Genomic DNA, 22,530 nt, shown 5'->3' on the forward strand with positions numbered 1-22,530 from the left:
TTTTATTATTTATTTATAATTATGAATATGGGTGAGAAAAAAGACAATAAATTGATGATGCTGAAAGCATTGGCTAACCAAACCCGACTTGATATTCTGAAATGGTTAGCGGAGCCGGAGAAGTATTTTCCGGAGCGCCGTGAAGAAAGTATGTATGACATTGACTTTTTGGGAGGGGTCTCGGTCACCGAAATTCAGAAAAAGGCAGGTAAGGCTCAGTCGACGACGTCACATGACCTGGATCTACTCGTGAAGGCCGGTTTTCTGGAAGTGAAGTACGCAGGAAGATACAGTTACTTCCGTCGTAATCAGAAGGCACTGAAAAAACTTGCGAAGTATATCAAAAATGAAGTATGACGTTAAAAAGATGACCCGGTTTCTGTTCAGATTTCCGGCTTCAATGTGAAGCGGAGATGTGAACATAAGCCGGGTCTTGCTCTATCCGGCGTCAGGGCACGGATATTTCTATGAAAATTGACGCTTCGTACCGAAAATCTGTCCGTGGAAACGCTGATTAAAGTGTTTCCACGGAGACGGTATCCTAAAGCAGCATAACTATAGATCAGGCATTCTTCAGTATAGCGTCTCTTATAGGCGCGGCGATCCTTTCGAGTTCTGATTCATCCAAAACTTTTTTTAGATCAGGATCCATGGCGAATGTCCCGCCCCATTCAAATTCGTCCTTATACTTAGGTACGAGATGCATGTGGAGATGATGTCCTGTATCTCCGTACATTCCGTAGTTCAGTTTATCAGGGTTATAAACCTTGTGGATAGCATTGGCAACGGTTGTTACATCTTCTATAAATGCATTGCGGTCTTCAGCAGAAAGTTCAAGCATTTCTGAAACGTGATATTTTGATGCGACTATACATCTTCCCGGGTGACTCTGTTCTTTAAAAAGATAAACTGTAGAAGCCGGGAGCTCACAGATTTCATATCCGAATTTTTTTACCAGTTCTCCTTTTGCGCAATAAGCGCAGTCAGGATGTTCTTTTGCCATATCCTGTGACATATAAATACCTCCAAAATGATTTGTGTAATCGCTTACATTTTGACCATAGTATAGCACGGTGATTTATAGAATGGTTAAATATGTTTGAGATTTTTATGTTATTAAATTAATGACTTGTGCAGTATTCATGTTAGTTTATAATTGTATTCCTGTGGGTTATTGCTTGGCGCATGAACCATGAAAAAATGTGAATTGAAACCGGTAGTTGGAATGGTTATATTAAGTAACTGAACAATTTAATGCATGAAAGCATAAAAGTGTAAAAGCGTTGAAGGAGAAGAGCGTTCACAGACGTTCTCCACAGAGAGCGATGGATGGTGTGATCATCGCGGGGGCAGTGAGTTGCTTATCACTCCGGAGCTGCAGCTTTGAACATTTATATCCGGCATACATATGCGCTTTTGATTATGGAGTATAGGTTATGACAGATATGGTAAGTAAAGGCTGACGTAGTATCTCACGTTACAGGGAGACGGATTGTTTGATCCATGAGTGCAGGACGTAGTCCTGAAGTCGGGTGGTACCGCGTAATATGATTTTACGTCCCGGGAGTGTTATACTCCCGGGATTTTTTCGTCCCGGCAAGATATGATTTGGAGGTTCAAAGATGAACAAGAAGAAAAGAAGTAACTTTACCGGAAAGCTGGGATATGTACTTTCAGCTGCCGGCGCATCTGTTGGTTTGGGAAATATATGGAGATTTCCTTATCTTGCAGCGAAATATGGCGGAGGAATATTTTTGATCATTTATATCCTTCTTGCTGTTACCTTCGGTTACACCATGATCATTGCCGAGACTGCGCTTGGAAGAATGACCAAGAAGTCACCTGTGGGAGCATTTGAACATTTCGGACATGGCTGGCAGTTCAGTTTGAGTGGCTGGATAAATGCAGTCATTCCTATACTTATCGTTCCTTACTACAGTGTTATCGGTGGCTGGGTAATCAGATATCTTGTTGAGTATTTTATGCAGGGGGGAGCCGAAAAGCTTGCCACTGACGGATACTTTACGAATTTTATAACAAACGGAACAGAGGTTGAAATCTGTTTTCTGGTATTCGCACTTGCAGCTTTGACTATCATCTATCTGGGTGTTCAGAACGGTATCGAAAGAGTGTCAAAGTTTATGATGCCTATCCTTGTTGTCCTTGCCGTTATCATAGCAGGCTATTCCATGACAAGACCGGGAGCTGTCAGTGGTATAAAGTATTTCCTTATACCTAATCCGGCTAATTTCTCATGGATGACAGTTGTTTCGGCTATGGGACAGATGTTCTACTCACTGTCCATCGCCATGGGTATCCTTGTTACATTCGGTTCATATATGAAGAAGGATGTCTCCATTGAAGAGGCTACTGAACAGGTCGAGATATTTGATACAGCTATCGCCATCATGGCAGGCCTTATGATCATTCCGGCTGTATTTGCCTTTTCAGGTGATGCTGCAGCAGAGAATCTTCAGGCCGGCCCGTCACTTATGTTCATTACTATGCCTAAGATTTTTGCAAGCATGGGCATGGGTGCGCCTATGGGAATTCTTTTCTTTGTACTTGTTCTTTTTGCCGCTCTCACATCTGCTATCGCGCTCAGTGAATCTGCGGTTTCAACATTTGAAGATGAACTTCACTGGAGCAGAAGAAGATCAACAGTATTTACAGGTGTTATCATGGTGGTACTCGGTACACTTTCAGCACTCGGATATGGCCCGCTTTCTGCTGTTACTGTCATCGGAATGCAGTTCCTTGATTTCTTCGATTTCCTTACCAACTCGGTTATGATGCCGGTAGCTGCGATGTGCACATGTCTTCTCATTGTAAGAGTTGTTAATATCGACAAGATCGCAGAAGAGGTTCAGCTTGACGGCAAGCGTTTCCGCCGTAAGCCTGTATTTGATTTCATGATCAAGTATCTCTGCCCGTTCTTTGTTGTGATTATTCTATTCTCATCTGTGGCAAGCGTATTCGGTCTAATCCATATGTAATTGTCATAACAGAGGTTACTGTCAAAAGTCCTGTCCTTCCTGATAATTTAAGAAGGACAGGACTTTTTTTATTGAGCAAAGTTGTCGATATAAATACCGGTGATGGTACATGTGTCAAAGGTTTTATATAAATTGAAGAATGTGTAAAATATGATACAATATAAGGAGCTTTTTAAGAGGAAATGCATAAAATCTGAAAGGGGGACGAGACTATTGAAGTTACCTGATCTTGTGTTACTGACGGCCGTATTTGTAACTGCTTTTTCTGTATCTGCATTGGCATCAGAGATAAGTACAGTGCGTCTTGATCTTTCACCTGATAAAGAAGGTACTATGGGCGCGGGAGAAATAGCAAGCGCAGAAGAACCGGCTACTTATGATGGCACTTACTTTGTATATGATTACAGTGTGTCGGGAACAACCAAAACACCGAAAACAGCATATACATATACTATTGATGTTCATCCTTCCAACGGATATACATTTTCTTCTACATGCGCGGTTGAGGTCAATGCTGCAACCAGCGTAAGCATACAGTCAAGGAGCACGGACCGCATTCGTCTGAAAGCGACAACATTTCCGTTCTATGTACTCAAGAATCCTACCGGATTCAATGAAAGCGGCAATGAGATAAGCTGGAACAAGGTGGAATATGCAGATAAATATTCGGTTTATATCTACTGGGAGGACAGTGACGGAGATGATCACGAGACACATACCTCTGTGTCAGGCAATAAAAGAAAGGTAAGTATTTCAAGTTACAATACAGACAACCGTAATCTGAAGTACATATCCGTACAGGCACAGGCTTCAGGAGAGGGCGGTAAGTTTATTGCAAGCTCTCAATATATAACAAATGAAGGATATATAGATGACGATAAGAGTTCATCGGAGTATACTTTCAATATCCCTGTTGCGAGGTCCAATTCACTGGCTAATTCTTCCACGACTACGACTGTGAAGAATAATGCAGAGAATGTATTTGGTCCCGGATTCAATCTTAAGGATGCGCCCGGAACAACCAATTCCGATCAGGGTACATGGATGAAGTATATGAATGAATGGTACTATCTGAAAAACGGCCAATTTCTTACTGGATGGATATGCCCTGATGGAGTAAACTGGTATCTGTTGGGCGCAAATGGAGCGATGCTCACAGGTCTTCAGAGAGTAAACGGCAAATGGTATCTTCTCAACACCACAGATGGTGCAACATACGGTGCGGTGCTTCATGGATGGTGGAAGATAAATGATAAGTGGTATTACTTCAACGAAAATCATGATGGCACTTTTGGCGCGATGCTTACCAACACCACAACCCCCGATGGACTGCATGTAGGTTCTGACGGAGCGTGGTTGGGATACTAAAGATTATTTATACAGTGTATTGCACACGGATGTGTGCGGGACACATAACATCTGTGAGTGGCAATATATGTTGCCAGAGTCATAGGCATTTACACACTGATCAGCGCTGACGTACACATCATGCATAATGCGCTGCATCATTATATGTGATTAAGCATGTCAGGTTCTTAACGGGAACCTGACATCTGGCGTCAGCCCATATGCCCTGGGCAAATATATGGTGGACTGACATAAACAAAGGGAGTTAATAATGAAAAAAACAGCACTTGTAATTATGGCGGCAGGACTCGGTTCTCGTTTCGGCGGCGGTATCAAGCAGCTTGCAAAGCTTGGACCAAGTGGAGAGATTATCATGGATTATTCCATCTATGATGCGCTTGACGCAGGATTTGATAAGATCGTGTTTATCATTAGAAAGGATATTGAGAAGGATTTTCGTGAGATCATCGGAAACCGTATTGAGAAGATTGCCAAATGCGAGTATGCTTTTCAGGAACTTGATAAGCTGCCTGAGGGATATACTGTACCGGATGGTCGTACAAAGCCATGGGGAACAGCACATGCACTTATTCAGGTGAGAGATATAATAGATTGTCCTTTTGCGGTTATCAATGCTGATGACTTTTACGGAAAAGAGGGTTTCAAACTTATCCATGATTATCTTGTTAATGAAATGGATGAGGATGCATCTGTATATGATATGTGTATGGCAGGTTACATCGTAGGTAATACTCTTTCTGATAACGGTACGGTTAACCGCGGCGTATGTAAGATGGGAGAAGGTGATTGTCTTAAGGAAATCAATGAGACTTATGATATAGCCAGGTTCCCGGATGGAAGTCTTGTGGGTAAAGATGTTGAGGGCAAGGAAGTACGTGTAGACGGAGATGCCATAGTTTCTATGAACATGTTCGGATTTCCGGGCAGATTCCTTGACACTTTGATTGAAAACTTCCCTGCATGGCTTTCAGAGCACGGTGAGGAGATGAAGTCGGAGTACCTTCTTCCTCAGGAGATAAGCAAGCTTATGCAGGATGGAAAGGCTACTGTAAGAGTACTTAAGGATCATGACAAGTGGTTTGGCGTAACTTATGCCGAAGATAAGGAAGCAGTGCAGAAATCTCTCAAATCTTTAGTTGATGCAGGGGTTTATCCGGCCAGCTTATATTGACAGACGATGAAACAAGAACAGAATGGATTATAGTTTTTAATGGCTGATACATACAGAGAAAACAGAAAAAATGAATTGAGAAGGAGGGTGGTGGATACCGACCGCCTTCTCGAACAGGAAAAGAACAGAAAACACGAGGATCGAGTGGTCAAAGGACCGCACCGTATCCTGGTGTTTTTGCTGATATTGATCATCATTTTGGTAATGGTGGCAGCAGGTTACTACTTTTTACACAGACAGTATCAGAGCTTTACAGTGAACTGGACTTCAGATTTTACTGCTGAAGAAGGTGCTGTGGAGTCTGATTATGAAGATTACCAGATATATGGTGAAGGCCTTCTTAAGGTTACGAGAGACGGTGCTACATACATCAATTCCGCAGGCAAAGTTATATGGAATCAGGCGTATGAAATGAACAATCCGTATGTTACCGTTAACGGTGACTATTGCGCCATCGGTGATCAGGGCAAGACAACGATATTTATCATGAATACATCGGGAACAACCGGACAGGCGGAGACCAATCTGCCTATCAACAAGCTTTCCGTTTCGGAAACAGGTGTGGTATATGCGCTTCTTGAGGATTCTGCTGCAAGTTACATTACGGTATTCACAAGAGAAGGTGCTGCTTTGGACATTTCCATAAAGTCCATCCTTGACGGAGACGGCTATCCTGTTGATATATCGGTGTCACCTGACGGAACAGAACTGATTGCCTCTTTTGCATATATAGAAGCGGGTTCTATACAGAACAAGATCATATTTTACAATCTTGACGAGATAGGACAGAATGCAGGAAACAACAGAGTTGTGGGAGGTTTCACAGATGATTTCACCGGACATCTTGCAGGGCGTGTTCATTTTTCAGACAATACCCATGCCCAGGCTTTCTATGACGGAGGAATCGCTTTCTTCAGTACAAAGGTGCTGACCAGTCCTGAACTTTTGAATAAGGTAGAGATACCCGATACCATACGTTCAATAACATATTCCGGAGATTATGTGGGGGCAATTACTCTTAATTCTGATGAGAATGTCTCTGCGGCATACAATATGACTATCTATCGTGTCAACGGACAGACTGTTTTTTCAGTCCCGGTATCGTTCAATGTAACCGGTTTTGATATTGATAACGGTATGGTATTTCTTTACAATGATAAAAATCTGAGAGTTTATGATATGAGAGGTAATATCAAGTATGACGGAAGTCTGGACAGGCCTGTATCGAAAGTCAAGGCGGTGACAAAGTCTGCCGGACCTTTCGGAATGGATATCCTTGTCGGAAGCTCAGGTTTTATGGAGTCTGTTAAGCTCAAATAAAAATCACGAAAAAGGAGAGGCTGCTATGAATCAGTATGTTGTTGGCATTGATGTTGGAGGAACTACGGTAAAATGTGGTATTTTTACCATCACAGGCGTACTTATGGACAAGTGGGAGGTTCCTACAAGAAAGGAAGATGAAGGAAGATATGTCTTACCGGATGTGGCAGATTCTCTGAAGGCTCATCTTGCCGGGAAGAAAATCGAACTTAACGATGTTGAAGGTATCGGCATCGGTGTTCCGGGTCCTGTTGAGCCCAATGGCTATGTTCATGTCTGTGTGAATCTCGGATGGCATGATCACTGGCCGGCAAAGGAGATGCAGGAACTTATGGGTGGAAACATCAGATGTGCTGCCGGAAATGATGCCAATGTTGCTGCTCTCGGCGAGATGTGGCAGGGCGGCGGAAAGGGCCACGACAATATACTTATGGTGACACTTGGAACAGGTGTTGGCGGTGGACTGATCATTGATGGACATATAATTGCCGGTGTACATGGAGCCGGAGCTGAGATAGGGCACATTCATGTGAGAGACGGAGAGCCGGAGAAATGTAACTGTGGAGGTCACGGATGTCTTGAGCAGGTGGCAAGTGCTACAGGTATAGTTCGAGAGGCGAAGAGAACTCTTGAAGCTTCCGACGAAGCATCAGCCATGAGAGACTTTGGAGATGCACTTACTGCCAAGGATGTATGTGATTGTGCAAAGGCAGGAGATCCTCTTGCTGTTAAGAGTCTCGGAACAAGCCTTAAGTATCTGGCGCTGGTTCTGTCTCAGATTTCAATGGTTGCAGATCCTGAGCTTTACGTTATAGGTGGTGGAGTTTCAAGGGCCGGACAGTATCTCATTGACGGAATAAAGAAGTATTATGATGAACTCACTCCGCTTCTTAAAGAGAAGGCAGAGATAACACTTGCTACACTTGGCAATGATGCCGGCATCTACGGAAGTGCGAGACTTGTACTCGGTAATGAATAAGCAGGCATACTGACATTGAAAAAATCATTATTCACCAAATTTATAATCGCATATATCATCTTCGGTGTGCTGGGATTTGCGGTTGTTGCTTTGCTGTCATCGAGACTTACCTACAGATATCTTCTTCAGGAGAGGGCTAACAGTCTTTACAGTGAGGCAACATTGATTGCGACGACCTATTCAGAAACCAGACATACAAGTCTCAGTGAAGAAGTGGTAAATGAACAGATGAATGCGGTTTCCACATTCCTGCATGTCGATATCTGGATAGTGGACAGAAACGGATATATACTGAGTGATGCTGCCGGAGCAAGTCATAAGGGTCAGAGTATTGAGGCTTTTGATACGACACGTACGGGAAGCAGATACGAGGTAGGAACATATCATGATATGTTTCCGTCGGATGTGCTTACGGTTATGGCTCCGGTTACGAGAGATTACAATACTATAGGATATGTGATCATTCACAATTCTGTACAGAATATTCTTTCATCACAGTATGAGATACTCAATATCGTATATGTGACTGCGCTTATCATCTTCCTGCTGTCGCTGGTTATCCTTATAGTCTTTTACATCATAGTTTACCGACCGTTGAAGAAGATAACTATAGGCGCTACAAAATATGCAGCAGGTGACTATGCATATAAGATTGAAACCGGTGCTCTCGATGAGATGGGATACCTTGCAGAAACACTGAACTTTATGTCGGATGAGATATCTAAGGCTGATGACTATCAGAAGCAGTTCATAGCTAATGTAAGTCATGATTTCAGATCGCCTTTAACATCAATTAAAGGTTATCTGGAAGCCATACTTGACGGTACGGTGCCAAAGGAACTGGAGGAAAAGTATCTCAGGCGACTCATATCCGAAACCGAAAGACTTACCAAGCTGACGCAATCCATGTTGAGTCTTGGATCTCTTGATAAAAAGGGATTTCTCAGCAGAACCAACTTTGATATCAATCGCGTGATCAGAGATGTGTGTGCAAGCTTTGAAATGACCTGCCAGAAAAAAGAGATAGTTTTTGAACTTACCTTTGCGGAAAAGAAGGAGATGGTCTTTGCGGATTACTCTAAGATACAGCAGGTGCTATACAATCTCATAGATAATGCGCTTAAGTTCAGTAACCCGAAATCATCCATCAGGATAAAGACAGGTATCAGAGGAAATAAGGTGTTTATATCCGTTAAGGATACGGGGATAGGTATTCCCAAGTCTGATCTCGGCAAAATCTGGGACAGATTTTATAAGGCGGATCAGTCGAGAGGAAAGGACAGGCATGGCACAGGTCTTGGACTCAGCATTGTCAAGTCCATAATCAATGCCCATGGAGAGAACATAGACTGTATATCTACAGAGGGAGTTGGGACGGAATTTATATTTGCGTTGATGCCGGCATACTACCCGGATCAGAAAACAGATGAATAGAAGATCATTTCGATGATTTGAAAGAAAAAAGAGTGAACCCGCATAATTGGTTCGCTCTTTTCTTATAATTGGGTTTAATCTATTGATAGAATCAGTGTTTTATTGGGATTTTATCCAACCCGGAACTTATAGCCGATACCCCATACGGTTGAAATCTCCCATTCGGTATTGCCTGAGATTTTTTCGCGGAGACGCTTTATATGTACATCTACAGTACGGCTGTCGCCGGCAAATTCATACCCCCAAATGTGATCAAGAAGCTGTTCACGAGTAAAGACCTGATTGGGAGATGAAGCCAGGAAGAACAGAAGTTCAAGTTCCTTTGGAGGCATCTCAACAGCGTGACCTCTGTAAAAAACAGAGTAGTTTGTTTTGTTGATAATGAGATCAGTATATTCGATGAAATTACCGCTTCTCAAAGCCTCTTCGCTTTCACTTTGGACGTGACTTCGTGTTGTTTCAGCTGAGGACTCTGCGGTCTGCTCATGCTGATATCTGCGTAGTACCGCTTTCACACGAGCAACCAGCTCCTTTGATTCAAAGGGTTTTATCATGTAGTCGTCAGCACCAAGCTCAAGACCGAGTACCTTGTCAAAAGTTTCTCCTTTGGCAGAGAGCATGATGATAGGTACAGGGCTTGTAGTTCGCAGTCTACGGCATACTTCATAGCCGTCTATGCCCGGAAGCATAAGATCCAGTATTACAAGATTCGGTTTGTATTCAGGAAAAATCTTAAGTGCTTCTTCACCATCTTCGGCGCATGTCGTGTCGAACATTTCTTTTTCGAGATATAGAGATATGAGTTCCGATATGGAAGGGTCATCATCAACTATAAGAATTTTCTGCTTTTCAGCCATTTTTTCCCCTTTGGGCTTTTGAGCCACAAAAATATTTTGATATATGGGGCAAAGGCGCTAAATCACGTACAATAACGTAACTATAGACCTTATGCCCACAGCACACACAATCGTTTGATCAAAACAGGAAACCTTCAGAATTCCTTTGAATTGCTCTAAGGAGGCACTGATTATATCAGTGTTTCCTCAGAACCTCCGGCGTCAGGGCACGGATTTTCAAAGGAAGTTGATGCTTCGCATCGAAAATCCTGTTGGGAAAACGCTTTAATCAGCGTTTCCCTAAGTTGCGTGATTCATTTCTTGAAAAATACGATAGTAACACCATCCTGTCCCTCGCCAAATTCACCGAGTCTGAAGGAATCGACATACTTTAGCTTCTTCAGCTGCTGGTGAACGGCTTTCCTAAGAGCTCCGGTTCCGCGTCCGTGTACAACACGTGCCTGTGGCAGGTGGGCAAGGTAAGCATCATCAAGGTACTTCTGGAGTTCAGGAATGGCCTCGGATGTAGTCATGCCGATGAGGTTGATCTCCGGAGATATACCGAGAGTTTTCTGCATGCGGATGTTTCCGCCGGAAGTGCTGCCTTTTTTTTGTTTACTGCCGATATCTATGCCAGGGCCGGTGACTTTTCCGCTCTCTACAAACTCAATATCCCGTACAGATACCTTGGTTCGTATGATACCTGCGGTAACATACAGTTCTCCCTTGTGATCAGGAAGGGTAGATACGGTGGCATTGATATTCATGGATGCTACGTGAACAATGTCTCCGATATGAAGATTTCTGGCTGATACAGGTTTGGCCGGACCCTTCTGTTTCTGTATCCCTGAGAGACTCGCCTGTGTTTCGCGAAGTTTTCTGTTGAGCGTGGATCTGGTCTTTTCGGCATCCAGAGTTGCGGACCCGTTTTGCTCATGCTTTCTAAGCTCCTTGACAATGCTGTCAGCAGTTTCTTTGGCTTCGGATAGAATCTGCGCAGCTTCTTCACGTGCCTTTTGAAGGAGCTTATCGCGTCCCTTCTCGACTCCGCGGGAATTCTCCCGTGCTCGACGCTTATATTCCTCGATCTCTGCTTTATACCGTTCGATCTCCTGCTTTTCCCGTTCAATAGTTACACGGCTCTCCTCGAGACTGGTAATAACATCTTCGAACTTGACATCTTCCTGTTCAAGTCTGTTCCTGGCATCATCAATAATATAGGAAGGAAGTCCGAGCTTGCTGGAAATAGCAAAGGCATTGGACTTGCCTGGGACGCCGATGAGAAGACGATAAGTTGGGCTCAGAGTGGTCACATCAAACTCACAGCTTGCGTTTTCAACACCCGGAGTGGATAGTGCATAAACCTTGATTTCGGCGTAGTGGGTTGTGGCTACGGTTCTTGTCTTCATATTGTGAAGGAAGTTGAGTATAGCCATGGCGAGAGCGGCACCCTCCGTGGGATCCGTTCCGGCGCCAAGTTCATCAAAGAGGCACAGACTGTGACTGTCCGCCTTTTCAAGGATCCTGACGGTATTGGTCATATGAGCCGAGAATGTAGACAGGCTCTGTTCTATGGACTGCTCGTCACCGATGTCTGCAAATATCTCTTCGAAAACTGCAAGCTCCGAACCTTCGGCGGCAGGAATGAAGAGACCTGACTGGCCCATAAGCTGGAAAAGACCGATTGTCTTGAGACAAACTGTTTTACCGCCTGTGTTGGGACCGGTGATGACAAGCATGTCGAAATCTTTTCCGAGATAAACTGTAGTGGGAACCACTTTCTTCGGATCAATCAGTGGATGTCTTCCGGCAATGATAGAGATATAGTATCGATCATTGAAGATCGGCATGGTGGCATGTATGGATTCTGCGAACTTTGCCTTGGCAAACACGAAATCCAGATGAGCCAGAATCTCTATATCGTTATGGATCACTGATGTATAAGGCATGAGCGAACCGGAGAGAGTTTCCAGGACTTTCTCAATTTCCTTTTTCTCCTCTGCTTCAAGCTCCTTTATATCATTGTTGAGCTTCACGATACTCATAGGTTCGATGAATAATGTTGAACCTGTTGAACTCTGGTCATGCACCATGCCAGGGAAGCTTGATTTGTACTCTGACTTCACAGGGAGACAGTAACGGCCGTCACGCATGGTGATTACGGCATCCTGAAGCATGGCTCTCGAACTGTTTAAAATGTTGTTAAGGGATGAATGTATACGATCCTCCAGTGTACGCTTTTTCTTTCGTACAGAGAGAAGCCCTGCACTTGCGTCATCCGCAACAGTATCTTCGGAAAGGATGCATCGTAGTATCTCTTTGTTGACCTGGGTCAGCGGTTCGATATCACGAAAATAACCGGAGAGGCTGTCGTCTTCGGTCTGTTCCTTCAGCTTCTCCGGATCCGGCTGATTTTTAGTGTAGTGAGCATTGAGCCTTACTGCACGTGGTACAGGGGCTTTCTTTTCGGCTGATTTTTCACTGTCTCTGGCATAGGCTTTTGCCCGACCGGCAACTGTAAGCGCACCGCTTATCTGAAGAAGTTCCGCAATGGAAAGGGATGCAGCGATATCAAGTCGCTTGAGACTTCCGTCCACATCTTTGACTCCTGAAAATGACAGGTTTCCGTAAAGACCTATTCGAAGCATGGCAGCATCTGTTTCTGCCAGTGACTGCTGTATCTCATCCAGGTCTGAGGAGGGCAAAAGCTCTCTGACAAGCTGCTTGCCCTTTTGAGAGTTGGCGTAGCCCTCGAGACGTTCTTTTATCTTATTAAATTCCAATGTGTTTAAAGCTTTATCATTCATGCATCTCAGTATATCAAATGCATCAAGTTTTTGCCACTTTCTTGCGTGGCAATTGCTAGTTGTATATAATAAAAGCTATGGGTGATAATGACTTTATTAAAGAGAATATAGTAGGGCGGCAGGATAGCTGGAAAAAGAGTGCCAGACACTATGGCCGTATAGCATTATCGGCTGTTTTATTCGGTATACTCAGTGCCGGGACCTTTGCGATGGTGGAACCGGTGATCGGAAGTCATCTGAAGAAGGATGAGCCAGAGACGGTTCATTTTGAGACTGAGCCGGAAACTCAGGAGGCAGAGACCCGGACGGAAACTGTGGCTCCTGAAACTGAGAAGGAAACAGAGGCACCAGAGGAGACTGTGCCGGTAGAGGATATTGTCAGAGATGAGATACGGAGCTATGAGTATAGCATCGAGGACTATAGACGGATGAACAGCGTTCTGAAAAAGATTGCCACCAGTGCGGATCATTCTATCGCAGAGGTCAGGAGCAGAGTCAGGTCCAGTGATCTTTTCGGTCAGGTGGAAAGACCGGGAAACAGTTCTACAGGTGTAGTTATTGCCAGAACTTCAGGTGAGGTGTTGATACTTACTTCTGACTCGGTGATAAAAGAAGCAGGCAATATAGAAGTTGTCTTCTACGGAGACAGGAACTATCCCGCATCGGTTAAAGCTGTCGATGAAGTTGATGGTATTGCTGTGGTTTCAGTTCCCATGTCCAGCCTCACATACAGAGATGGTCAGGAGGTACGTACCATTTCTCTTGGTGATTCGAACATGCTTCAACGCGGAGATATAGTGATTGCGGTGGGAGCTCCTGCAGGAACATATATGTCGTCAACTGTAGGATCCATAGCATCTGTTTCATTTAATAAACTATATGCTGACGGAAACATCAAGGATATGATAGCGGACATAGACATTGATCCTGCATACGGAAGTTTCATCATCGACACGGACGGAGAACTGGTGGGATGGGTGCTTCCTGATTCCGAAGGTTCTTCCCACGGATATGAACGGATAGTGGGAATCTCGGATTTTCTGGATGTGATTGAGACAATGTCAAACGGCACCGAGTATGCATATCTCGGATTGAAGGTTCAGGAGATGACTCAGGATATGTCAAAGGCCGGTCTTCCTGATGGATTGTATATAAGTGAGTGCATTCAGAATTCTCCTGCATATAATGCCGGTATCCAGAACGGGGATGTTCTTGTGGGAATTAATGAGACAGAGATCAGGAATATGTCGGATTATCGTACTGTACTTAAGGAACTTCAGACAGGTGATGAAGCTGACGTTACTGTGATGAGGCAGAATGGTGCAGAGTATGCCACTGTACATTTCAGTGTTACCATTGCAGGAAGATAAAAAACATGATAGTATGAGCGACGTATATTTCCGATGAAATGACGCGTATATATTTCAAGTCTCGCGTTGCGGGACTTGATTTTTTAAACTGGATTATAAAATTAGAAAGACAATATTTATGGAAATCAACGAGTTTTTTAAAGAGAGAAATGCTGAAGCGGGCGGCTCTGCCGGGATGAAGTTTATCGAAACTTTCTATGATGGTATGAGAGTTTCCGATGTTTATCTTGTAAAGACCAAGAATACTGCCCTGACCAAGAACGGAAAAGAGTATCTTAATGTAACTCTTCAGGACCGTACCGGTCAGGTTGATGCCAAGGTATGGGAACCAAACTCGCCGGGAATCAGTGATTTCGATGTTCTTGATTATGTATATGTTGAGGGTAATGTTTCTGTTTATAATGGTACAAACCAGCTCAGCATACAGAGGCTTCGTGTTGCCAAGGAAGGCTCATATGAGCCTAAGAACTATCTTCCGGTATCTTCAAGATCAAAGGAGGATATGGAGGCAGAACTCAGTCAGATGATAAAGTCTGTTAAGAATCCGTATCTCAACAAACTGCTTAATGTCATCTTTGTGGAGGATGAAGCATTCCATAAGGAGTTCATGCAGCATAGTGCGGCCAAGTCGGTTCATCATGGATTTGTTGGTGGACTGGCGGAGCATACATTATCAGTAGCGGGTGTGTGTGACTTTTTTGCAAAGCAGTATCCGGATCTTCACAGAGATCTGCTTATTACAGCTGCACTATGTCATGATATCGGAAAAGTCATAGAGCTCACTGCTTTCCCAAAGAACGACTATAGTGATGCCGGACAGCTTATCGGACATATAGTTATCGGTTATCAGAGGGTAACAGAGGTTGCCAAAAACATCCCCGGCTTTCCGCATACACTTGCCGCAGAGCTTGGACACTGCATTCTGTCACATCATGGTGAGCTTGAGTACGGTTCACCGAAGAAACCGGCGCTTATGGAAGCCATGGCATTGTCCTTTGCGGATAATGTTGATGCAAAGCTTCAGACCATGAGAGAAGCACTTGATGCAGCCGATAAGAGTGGTAAAGCAGCAGAAGGTGACGGCTGGATAGGCTTTAACCGACTGATAGATTCCAATATGAGAAGAACAAGCAAGGAATCCTGAAATATTTTTCCGAGTTACGTAATATATATCCTCATTTCTGTCGATGTACCCCTTAGATTGGGTAAGGTCACCGGAAATGGGGATTTTTTTGAGCGGAGAAATATATGGACACAACGAATTACAGTCAGGACATAATTAAGAAACTTAATGATCTTGAGGAGTATAAGACAGAAACATTTGAAATCACAATACGTATATGCAATGAGCTTCTTGCTGTTGCAAGACGAAGGAAGGATCAGTCGCTTTCCAGTTTGTGTAACTACTATATAGCCAGATACTACTTTAATATGAGAAACTGCAGCGAGTGCGTCAGATATCTGAAGAAGTCTATAAAAGAGGCTAATGAATCCAGCGCACAGCTTGAGATGTGCCGTGCATTGACATTGCTGGCAAGTACATTTACAAGACAGGGCAACAAAACCAATGCCATGCAGACTCTGTCTACTGTTATCCGTGTTGCAGAGAGCAATATCGAGGATCACCATGAGTTTGCGCATATCCTGATCCGTTCCTACGAGGATCTTTCTGATCTCTGCTATACTATAGGCAATTATCAGGAAGGTCTGAAGTATCAGCTTGCCACGGACAGATTGTTCTACCATGTCATAAGAGAGGGATTCTATCCGATCTACTACATGAGACATCTCTGTTCGCTTGTTCGTTGTTATGTGCTTCTCGGCGATACGACCAATGCGGGAGATATCATTTCCCAGATTGATAATTTTGTTCAGGAAAACAAGAATTCCATACTTGAACCTTATGTTTCGGTGGCACATATCATCTGGAACGAATATACCGGTGATCACAAGTGGGATGATGTTTATATCGATAAGCTGAATACATTTTTCTCTACGAGGAATTTCAAGGGTGATTTTATACCTGAATTCTTCTTTGTGCTGAATCTTCTTACGGATAATGATAATTATGTGGATTATTTCAAGAACCTTGTGGTAAAGATGGAGAACTACCTTAACTTCACGGATCTTTACGGTTTTAAGCAGGAGCTCAGCAATATAAAGATAAACTTCTACGAAACGAGTCAGAATGATACACGAAAGGTGGAGGAACTTGAACGATTCAGGGAGTATGCCAATGCCGGTCTTCAGGCACAGAATCGTGCCATGAGTCTGCTTATCGAAGTTGAAACAATGAGCGTCCTGGATTATGATGTTAGAGCTGCACTGGAGAAGCGTACAGTGGAGGATGATCTCACCGGACTTCCCAATAGAAAATCCTTCAATGATATGGCAGACAGATTCTTCGAGAGGTGTGCTGCCAAGGAACTCAATTTCGGCATAGCAATGATGACTATCGATAATGTAAAGCGTATCAATGATATGTACGGCTACTCTATAGGCGATCGTTGTCTGATAGAGTTCTCGAATATACTAAAGAGATATGCTTCGGAGCATCTATTTGTTGCCCGGTATGTAGGCGCAGAATTTGTTGTTCTGTTTGAGAATTTTTCAGACGATGAAGTCATTGACCGGTTGAGAAATATCAACGACGATGTGCTTAAGTCCATACGTATACAGGAACTTCCGGAATTCACTCTTTCACAGGGTGTATGCATTCACAAGCCGGAAGGACTTAATAAGATCTGGGATTACACTTCATGTGCTGATCTTGCTCTGATAAAGGCGATGCAGATAGGAACAGGACAGGCGATTCTGGTGCATAATATCAGTGAACTTAATAATGCGCACAGCACAACACTTAATGTCGCCGGTAAGGTATTTAATGAGATACAATGATGTATCATCTTGTAAAAAGGACTGCGTCATTTATACTGAGTCAGGCGCGCTATGCGGCATAAAGATCCCGATCAGGAGATTGACAGATGAATAAAAATGAGCAGTTTACAGTAAAAATAGAAGATTACTCAAATGAAGGACTCGGCATCGGTAAAACCGATGCCGGGTTTGTGTGGTTTATAAAGGATACAGTTATCGGTGATACTGTTCTTGCAGCAGCTACCAAGGTTAAAAAGAATTATGGCTTTGCAAGACTTGTGAATGTCATTGAACCTAGTGAAAACAGAGTTGTGCCGCAGTGTGGTATCGCCCGTCGTTGCGGAGGCTGCCAGCTTCAACAGATGAGCTATGAAGCGCAGCTTAAGTTCAAACAGGATAAGGTTTATAACAATCTTTCCAGAATAGGGGAAGTGGATAAGGAAATATTGGACCACGTTTTCCAACCTATAGCAGGTATGGATAAGCCGTTCAGATATCGCAACAAGGCACAGTTCCCTATATCAAGAAATAAGGACGGACGAATCATAGCCGGTTTCTACGCAGGACGAACCCATGATGTCATCGAATGCGATGACTGTCTTCTTGGCGTGAAAGAAAACAAGATCATACTTGATAAGATCATCGCCTGGATGGAAGAAAATGACATTGAGCCGTATGACGAGAATTCCGGAAAAGGACTTGTCAGGCATGTGCTTATCAAAAAGGGATTCAAATCCGGGGAACGGATGGTGTGCTTGGTTATTAACGGAACTGCCCTGCCCTGCAGGGAAGAACTGGTAGAAAGTCTTTGTAATGGGGGACAGGAAAGTGGCAAAGAAATCACCTCGGAGGCATATGAATCTATCATAGAGAGCTATGAGAAGTATGGTGAGTTACCGGAAGATGTACTTGGAATAAAAAAGCGGGATGTTAGTTCGGATAATTTTTCCGGGGAATCACCGGAGGAAAGTCTTTCAAAGCTGATCACTGTTGATTCACTCAGTTTCAGTGTGAATATGGAAAGAACTAATGTGATCATGGGAACTAAGATAGTCAATGTTTACGGTCCCGGATATATCGAGGATTATATCGGGAGGATTAAGTTCCGGATATCACCACTCAGTTTCTATCAGGTTAATCCGGTGCAGACTGAGAAGATGTACGGGACTGCACTGGAGTTCGCTGATCTTGACGGAACGGAAAATGTCTGGGATCTGTACTGTGGTATCGGAACCATCTCTCTTTTTATGTCTCAAAAGGCGAAAAAGGTTTACGGCGTTGAGATCATTCCGGAGGCAATACGGGATGCAAAACAGAATGCCGTGATTAACGGGATTGATAATGCCGAGTTTTATGTGGGAGCAGCTGAGGAAGTGCTCCCCGAGTGGTATAAGCAGCACCCGGATGAGCGCATAGATGTTGTGTGTGTAGATCCGCCGAGAAAGGGTTGCGATGAAAGAGCATTGGCAACCATAGTCGAGATGGCACCTGAGAAGATTGTGTATGTAAGCTGCGATTCGGCAACATTGGCAAGGGATGTGAAGTATCTGAGAGCTAACGGGTATGAGCTTACACACGTAAAACCTATTGATAATTTTTCACAAACTGTACATGTGGAGACTGTTGTGTTACTGCAAAAGGTGAATTAGTAGAAGTCCTTGAATTTATGCACTTTTTCGAGCATTTCACGTTTGAAAAGACCGATTGGTCAGAGCGTGGAAAGCATCTGAAAAAGTATATTCGGGTAATTGTAGCTGTTGAACTCGACACAGTAGGTGCAAAAATAGAGCCTACGTCGTGACGGTAGGTGCAAAGCCTGAACCTGTTAGATAAAACAAAATAAGAATCGTCGGAAGACGCTTAGCTTACAGCATTTCCTGTGAGTAAGCGTCTTTTTTTATTTCTGCAAAAAAAAGAAAGGAGGTACGCCAATGGGGTTTGATTATTTCTACGGAAGAGGAACAGAACAGTTTGCATTCTATCAAGTGCCGAAGATGTTGATTACAGATGATAGATTCGCAGGTATCACAATGGATTCTAAGTTCCTGTACTCACTCTTGCTGGATAGATCATCCTTGTCAGCTAAGAATGGATGGCTTGATGAAGAAGGCAAGGTCTATATCTACTACACCTTGGAGCAGATCATGGCTGATATGCATTGCGCAAATCAGAAGGCTACAAAGCTGCTCAAGGAGTTAGAGACAAAGGCAGGACTTATTGAACGCCAAAAGCAAGGGCAGGGGAAGCCAACAAGAATCTATGTGAAAGATTTTGCAACAGGACTGCATGGGGATGGAGACAGAAAGAGCAAAATCGTGACTCATGAAAATCATGATTCACAGACTCATGAAAATCGTGAGTCCAGAGATGTGAAAATCACAAGTCCGGACTCATGGAAATCATTCACTAATAATACTAATACTAACCAAACTGATTTTAGTCAGACTGATCTAATCAATCTATCGGCGGAATCAGCAAATCCAGGAGTAAAGGTGGTTAGGATGGATGATCCGATGCGAATCAGAAAACAGTATGAGGATTATCTTAGGGAGAAGCTAAGCATAGACATACTTATCCAAAGCAATCCTTATGAAGTCGGACGGATCAATGAAATCTTTGATCTTATGGTTGATGTCTTATGCAGCACGGCAAAGACAATTCGGATATCCGGAGATGACAAGCCGGTAGATGTTGTAAAGGCTCAGTTTATGAAAATTGATTCAGGGCATATGGAGTACATATTGGATTGCTTTAAGAACCAAATTACAGATATACGGCATATCAATCAATGAATTAAAGAACAAATCCATCATCCTGTAACATTCCGATAACGAGTTATGCCATGGTCCCATAAATATCATGAACTCTATTACAAATTCCTTACAAAAACAGTTCAATTTTTAATACACTATGTTATAATGCGAAAAGAGCATAGGAAGGCTCACACAAGATAGTTGAGGTAAAAGAGCATTATGAGAAAACTAACAACTTTAATCGCATGTGCATGTGCAATAACATTTTCATTTTCAACATCAGCTTATGCCGAGCATTACAACGCCGCAGAGGCCGAGGCAGCTCAGCTTGTAGCAGGCTACAATGATTTGATAAATGACATCGAGAACTGGTATCCAGAGCAGATTGCAGAGCATGAGGAAAAAATCGCTGCGGCAGAGGCAGAACTCAAGGAGATTGAAGACTACATCAAAGAGCAGGAAGACAATGGGTGGAGTTATGATGAGGACTTTTATCAGACCCTCCTCAAGCAGGCAAAGGGAAAAATCAGAAGTCTGAATGTTGACCTTGACAGATTGAAGAAAGACCTTGAGTCAAAGAAGGCATCTCTTAGCGAATACGAAATCGGTCTCAAGCAGAAGCAGGACGAGTCCTTTTCCACAGCAGTTCTCACTGGAAACAGTGTAAACTCTGATTACGAGGGTCTTGATGAATATGATGAAACTGTAATTGAATACACAGACCGCTTCTGGATTGAGAACAATGACGTAGTAGCTTGTTACAGATATTGGGACAGCAACCTCCTCTCTAACGAATGGGTTTATGTGCCTTTCGTCACACCAGATGCAACCCTGCAGCTTTACACCCTTGATGGTGATTACATTGCAATGCCAATGAGAGATGTCAACGGAGACACTGACTACGACACATATAGCACTTGCAAGTGGGTAACAGGAAAGACTCTTGATGAGAGCCAGTACATTCTAAGAGTAAATGGAGTAGATTATTATATAGACAACCACAGCTAATTTATGCATCAAAAGACCGCATTATATGAAAGATTCCGGAGGATAGGATATAAAACCTGTCCTCCTTTTTATTTACCCGGGACTAATATTTACACTCTTAACAATAACGAGATAACAACCAGCACTTAGCCTTTGTAGCTCTGATTTTATACTGTCAAAGGGTAATTATGGCCAAGGGCCAATCTCCCCATCGTCTTCCAATTTTTTTATTTAACTTTTATCATTTTAAAACTTCAAATTTTCACGAGATTTTCTTTAGAAATACCTCACAATTCAAAGAAAAGAGCTGATGGCACTTTGTATCCACCATACTATGCTTATGCTTGCAGAAATGGATACGCCAAAAGAGCTTTAGGAGGATATAAAGGACCTTTTGAATCTTCTGATAGAGAAGATAGAACTATACAAGGAGAAGACGAGGGGGAGAAGGATAAAGTCAGTAAAATTCAGATTTCCAGTCTATTATGATGGTGATATGGTAGAAGAGATAGACTTAGGGGCATACGAGGTAAAGCCCACGAACTATATCAATACCTCTATCGAAGACCAAAAGTCTAAGAAATCCAAGTCAGATAAAGAGAAGAATAATTTACCACTCAAAGATAAACATGTGGAGACCTGTTGTCTGCTCGAGCGACTGCGAAATGCAAAGGATTATATTCCGCTTAAGTTGGATATGGAAGAATACTATAAGATTAAGGACGCAGAGAAGAAGTGAGATGGCGTAAATTAAACCTTTTTTGTCAGTTGGTGGTAATAGGTAATTAACCGCTGTAAAGTTGCATTATCTGCGTTTTGCGTACTTTTTATAAGTTCAAATAAGAGAGGATCACTATCCTTATAAATGCTAACTATATCAGATGAAATATCATTAGTTTTTCCTGATAAAAAGGCAACGGACGTCTCCAATTTTTCTGCAATGGACATTAAGACCTGCGGAGAAGGACTACGATCACCCGCTTCATATCTGACGTAGGATGCGGCAGTTAATCCAATTCGTCTTGCGGCTTCTGCTTTGGAAAGGTTAAGATGTTCCCTTGCGGATTTAAGGCGCTCAGGAATAAGAGTGTAGGTTAATTCATTCATAGGTAGCTCTCCTTGACAATTACCAATGGTAACGTTATAATATTACCATTGGTAATATTATATAAATCAAGACTTTGAATGTCAAGGAAGGTGTTGGATTATGAAATTGGAAGTGGAGATGACAGAAGAACAGCTTAATTTGTTTATTCTATCCACAGAAGTATATGGTCGAATTCTAATGAATCAACCGGACCTGGTCGCTGATATCATAGCGGAAGATCGCTTCTTCTATGACAAGGAAGATCCTGATAATGACAGGAAATTTCACGAATGGATTAAGGCAAGGGATGAGCTTACAGAAAAACTTCGCGCGGCCTTGAATACAATGTTTTGTGATTCTTATAAAAGTGATACATGTCAGAATCTTATTGATATCTGGCACGTTCTCAGGCATCTTCAATATAATATTTCAGACAATATTGACAAGAATCTTTATGATGTGAGAGCGTCAGAACCATATCAGGGTGGAACGGAACCACTTATGCAGGTCCGTGTAATAGAAAAGCCTGAACTATAGGGGGATTC

19 protein-coding genes and 1 other annotated feature are annotated in these 22,530 nt (G+C 42.9%); of the genes, 15 read left to right on the forward strand and 4 right to left on the reverse strand.

Annotation, left to right across the window (positions count from 1 at the left end):
• Nucleotides 1–27 precede the first annotated feature (27 nt).
• Complete coding sequence (locus BM294_RS02350) at nucleotides 28–357, forward strand: ArsR/SmtB family transcription factor (protein ID WP_175494432.1); 330 nt, start codon at nucleotides 28–30, stop codon at nucleotides 355–357.
• Between the two features lie 205 nt (nucleotides 358–562).
• Here BM294_RS02350 and BM294_RS02355 read toward each other — a convergent pair whose 3' ends face one another.
• Nucleotides 563–1,015: an HIT family protein gene (locus BM294_RS02355; protein WP_242944394.1), complete on the reverse strand. Its 453-nt coding sequence runs from the start codon at nucleotides 1,013–1,015 to the stop codon at nucleotides 563–565.
• A 259-nt stretch (nucleotides 1,016–1,274) separates the two neighbouring features.
• Nucleotides 1,275–1,566: a binding site (T-box leader), on the forward strand.
• A gap of 56 nt (nucleotides 1,567–1,622) precedes the next feature.
• Between BM294_RS02355 and BM294_RS02360 the strand changes: the two genes are divergently transcribed.
• The 6 genes from BM294_RS02360 to BM294_RS02385 all read left to right on the forward strand — a co-directional run bounded on the left by BM294_RS02360 (nucleotide 1,623) and on the right by BM294_RS02385 (nucleotide 9,268).
• A complete protein-coding gene (locus tag BM294_RS02360; RefSeq protein WP_091204490.1) occupies nucleotides 1,623–2,996 on the forward strand; it encodes a sodium-dependent transporter in 1,374 nt (457 codons plus the stop codon).
• Between the two features lie 213 nt (nucleotides 2,997–3,209).
• Entirely contained in the window at nucleotides 3,210–4,364 is a 1,155-nt protein-coding gene (locus BM294_RS02365) for an N-acetylmuramoyl-L-alanine amidase family protein (protein ID WP_091204492.1), read from the forward strand.
• Nucleotides 4,365–4,614: 250 nt separating this feature from the next.
• Nucleotides 4,615–5,535 carry a sugar phosphate nucleotidyltransferase gene (locus tag BM294_RS02370; protein WP_091204494.1) on the forward strand — a complete coding sequence of 307 codons (921 nt, stop codon included), beginning with the start codon at nucleotides 4,615–4,617 and terminating at the stop codon, nucleotides 5,533–5,535.
• 39 nt (nucleotides 5,536–5,574) lie between these two features.
• Nucleotides 5,575–6,855 (forward strand): DUF5711 family protein, encoded by a 1,281-nt coding sequence (locus BM294_RS02375; RefSeq protein ID WP_091204495.1) that lies wholly within the window; start codon nucleotides 5,575–5,577, stop codon nucleotides 6,853–6,855.
• A 25-nt stretch (nucleotides 6,856–6,880) separates the two neighbouring features.
• Nucleotides 6,881–7,834 carry an ROK family glucokinase gene (locus BM294_RS02380; RefSeq protein WP_091204497.1) on the forward strand — a complete coding sequence of 318 codons (954 nt, stop codon included), beginning with the start codon at nucleotides 6,881–6,883 and terminating at the stop codon, nucleotides 7,832–7,834.
• Between the two features lie 15 nt (nucleotides 7,835–7,849).
• Complete coding sequence (locus BM294_RS02385) at nucleotides 7,850–9,268, forward strand: HAMP domain-containing sensor histidine kinase (protein WP_091204499.1); 1,419 nt, start codon at nucleotides 7,850–7,852, stop codon at nucleotides 9,266–9,268.
• 110 nt (nucleotides 9,269–9,378) lie between these two features.
• Here BM294_RS02385 and BM294_RS02390 read toward each other — a convergent pair whose 3' ends face one another.
• Nucleotides 9,379–10,125 (reverse strand): response regulator transcription factor, encoded by a 747-nt coding sequence (locus BM294_RS02390; protein ID WP_091204500.1) that lies wholly within the window; start codon nucleotides 10,123–10,125, stop codon nucleotides 9,379–9,381.
• A 293-nt stretch (nucleotides 10,126–10,418) separates the two neighbouring features.
• Nucleotides 10,419–12,911: an endonuclease MutS2 gene (locus BM294_RS02395; protein WP_091204502.1), complete on the reverse strand. Its 2,493-nt coding sequence runs from the start codon at nucleotides 12,909–12,911 to the stop codon at nucleotides 10,419–10,421.
• A gap of 59 nt (nucleotides 12,912–12,970) precedes the next feature.
• Here BM294_RS02395 and BM294_RS02400 point away from each other — a divergent pair, with 59 nt between their 5' ends.
• The 7 genes from BM294_RS02400 (at nucleotide 12,971) to BM294_RS02430 (ending at nucleotide 21,637) form a co-directional block, all read left to right on the forward strand.
• A complete protein-coding gene (locus BM294_RS02400; RefSeq protein ID WP_091204503.1) occupies nucleotides 12,971–14,281 on the forward strand; it encodes a S1C family serine protease in 1,311 nt (436 codons plus the stop codon).
• Between the two features lie 175 nt (nucleotides 14,282–14,456).
• Nucleotides 14,457–15,425 (forward strand): 3'-5' exoribonuclease YhaM family protein, encoded by a 969-nt coding sequence (locus BM294_RS02405; protein WP_091204707.1) that lies wholly within the window; start codon nucleotides 14,457–14,459, stop codon nucleotides 15,423–15,425.
• Nucleotides 15,426–15,529: 104 nt separating this feature from the next.
• Complete coding sequence (locus BM294_RS02410; protein ID WP_091204505.1) at nucleotides 15,530–17,179, forward strand: GGDEF domain-containing protein; 1,650 nt, start codon at nucleotides 15,530–15,532, stop codon at nucleotides 17,177–17,179.
• 86 nt (nucleotides 17,180–17,265) lie between these two features.
• A complete protein-coding gene (rlmD, locus tag BM294_RS02415) occupies nucleotides 17,266–18,807 on the forward strand; it encodes a 23S rRNA (uracil(1939)-C(5))-methyltransferase RlmD (RefSeq protein WP_091204507.1) in 1,542 nt (513 codons plus the stop codon).
• A 282-nt stretch (nucleotides 18,808–19,089) separates the two neighbouring features.
• Nucleotides 19,090–19,950, forward strand: a complete 861-nt coding sequence (locus tag BM294_RS02420; protein WP_091204509.1) for a replication initiator protein A — start codon at nucleotides 19,090–19,092, stop codon at nucleotides 19,948–19,950.
• A gap of 180 nt (nucleotides 19,951–20,130) precedes the next feature.
• Nucleotides 20,131–20,919: a hypothetical protein gene (locus BM294_RS02425; protein ID WP_091204511.1), complete on the forward strand. Its 789-nt coding sequence runs from the start codon at nucleotides 20,131–20,133 to the stop codon at nucleotides 20,917–20,919.
• Between the two features lie 373 nt (nucleotides 20,920–21,292).
• Nucleotides 21,293–21,637, forward strand: a complete 345-nt coding sequence (locus BM294_RS02430; protein ID WP_091204513.1) for a hypothetical protein — start codon at nucleotides 21,293–21,295, stop codon at nucleotides 21,635–21,637.
• Nucleotides 21,638–21,648: 11 nt separating this feature from the next.
• Here the strand turns inward: BM294_RS02430 and BM294_RS02435 are convergent, their stop codons facing one another.
• Nucleotides 21,649–22,005 carry a helix-turn-helix domain-containing protein gene (locus tag BM294_RS02435; RefSeq protein WP_091204515.1) on the reverse strand — a complete coding sequence of 119 codons (357 nt, stop codon included), beginning with the start codon at nucleotides 22,003–22,005 and terminating at the stop codon, nucleotides 21,649–21,651.
• 100 nt (nucleotides 22,006–22,105) lie between these two features.
• Between BM294_RS02435 and BM294_RS02440 the strand changes: the two genes are divergently transcribed.
• Entirely contained in the window at nucleotides 22,106–22,522 is a 417-nt protein-coding gene (locus BM294_RS02440; protein ID WP_091204517.1) for a hypothetical protein, read from the forward strand.
• The last annotated feature ends 8 nt before the right edge of the window (nucleotides 22,523–22,530 follow it).

Source organism: Oribacterium sp. WCC10, from assembly GCF_900113415.1.
GTDB lineage: Bacteria > Bacillota > Clostridia > Lachnospirales > Lachnospiraceae > Oribacterium.

Bases quoted from the DNA above. Each gene is read 5' to 3' on its own strand.
- BM294_RS02360 (WP_091204490.1), top strand. From the start codon at position 1,623: ATGAACAAGAAGAAAAGAAGTAACTTTACCGGAAAGCTGGGATATGTA.
- BM294_RS02375 (WP_091204495.1), top strand. From the start codon at position 5,575: ATGGCTGATACATACAGAGAAAACAGAAAAAATGAATTGAGAAGGAGG.
- BM294_RS02380 (WP_091204497.1), top strand. From the start codon at position 6,881: ATGAATCAGTATGTTGTTGGCATTGATGTTGGAGGAACTACGGTAAAA.
- rlmD (WP_091204507.1), top strand. From the start codon at position 17,266: ATGAATAAAAATGAGCAGTTTACAGTAAAAATAGAAGATTACTCAAAT.
- BM294_RS02435 (WP_091204515.1), bottom strand. From the start codon at position 22,005: ATGAATGAATTAACCTACACTCTTATTCCTGAGCGCCTTAAATCCGCA.
- BM294_RS02370 (WP_091204494.1), top strand. From the start codon at position 4,615: ATGAAAAAAACAGCACTTGTAATTATGGCGGCAGGACTCGGTTCTCGT.
- BM294_RS02350 (WP_175494432.1), top strand. From the start codon at position 28: ATGGGTGAGAAAAAAGACAATAAATTGATGATGCTGAAAGCATTGGCT.
- BM294_RS02355 (WP_242944394.1), bottom strand. From the start codon at position 1,015: ATGTCACAGGATATGGCAAAAGAACATCCTGACTGCGCTTATTGCGCA.
- BM294_RS02405 (WP_091204707.1), top strand. From the start codon at position 14,457: ATGAAGTTTATCGAAACTTTCTATGATGGTATGAGAGTTTCCGATGTT.
- BM294_RS02390 (WP_091204500.1), bottom strand. From the start codon at position 10,125: ATGGCTGAAAAGCAGAAAATTCTTATAGTTGATGATGACCCTTCCATA.
- BM294_RS02425 (WP_091204511.1), top strand. From the start codon at position 20,131: ATGAGAAAACTAACAACTTTAATCGCATGTGCATGTGCAATAACATTT.
- BM294_RS02440 (WP_091204517.1), top strand. From the start codon at position 22,106: ATGAAATTGGAAGTGGAGATGACAGAAGAACAGCTTAATTTGTTTATT.
- BM294_RS02395 (WP_091204502.1), bottom strand. From the start codon at position 12,911: ATGAATGATAAAGCTTTAAACACATTGGAATTTAATAAGATAAAAGAA.
- BM294_RS02420 (WP_091204509.1), top strand. From the start codon at position 19,090: ATGGGGTTTGATTATTTCTACGGAAGAGGAACAGAACAGTTTGCATTC.
- BM294_RS02410 (WP_091204505.1), top strand. From the start codon at position 15,530: ATGGACACAACGAATTACAGTCAGGACATAATTAAGAAACTTAATGAT.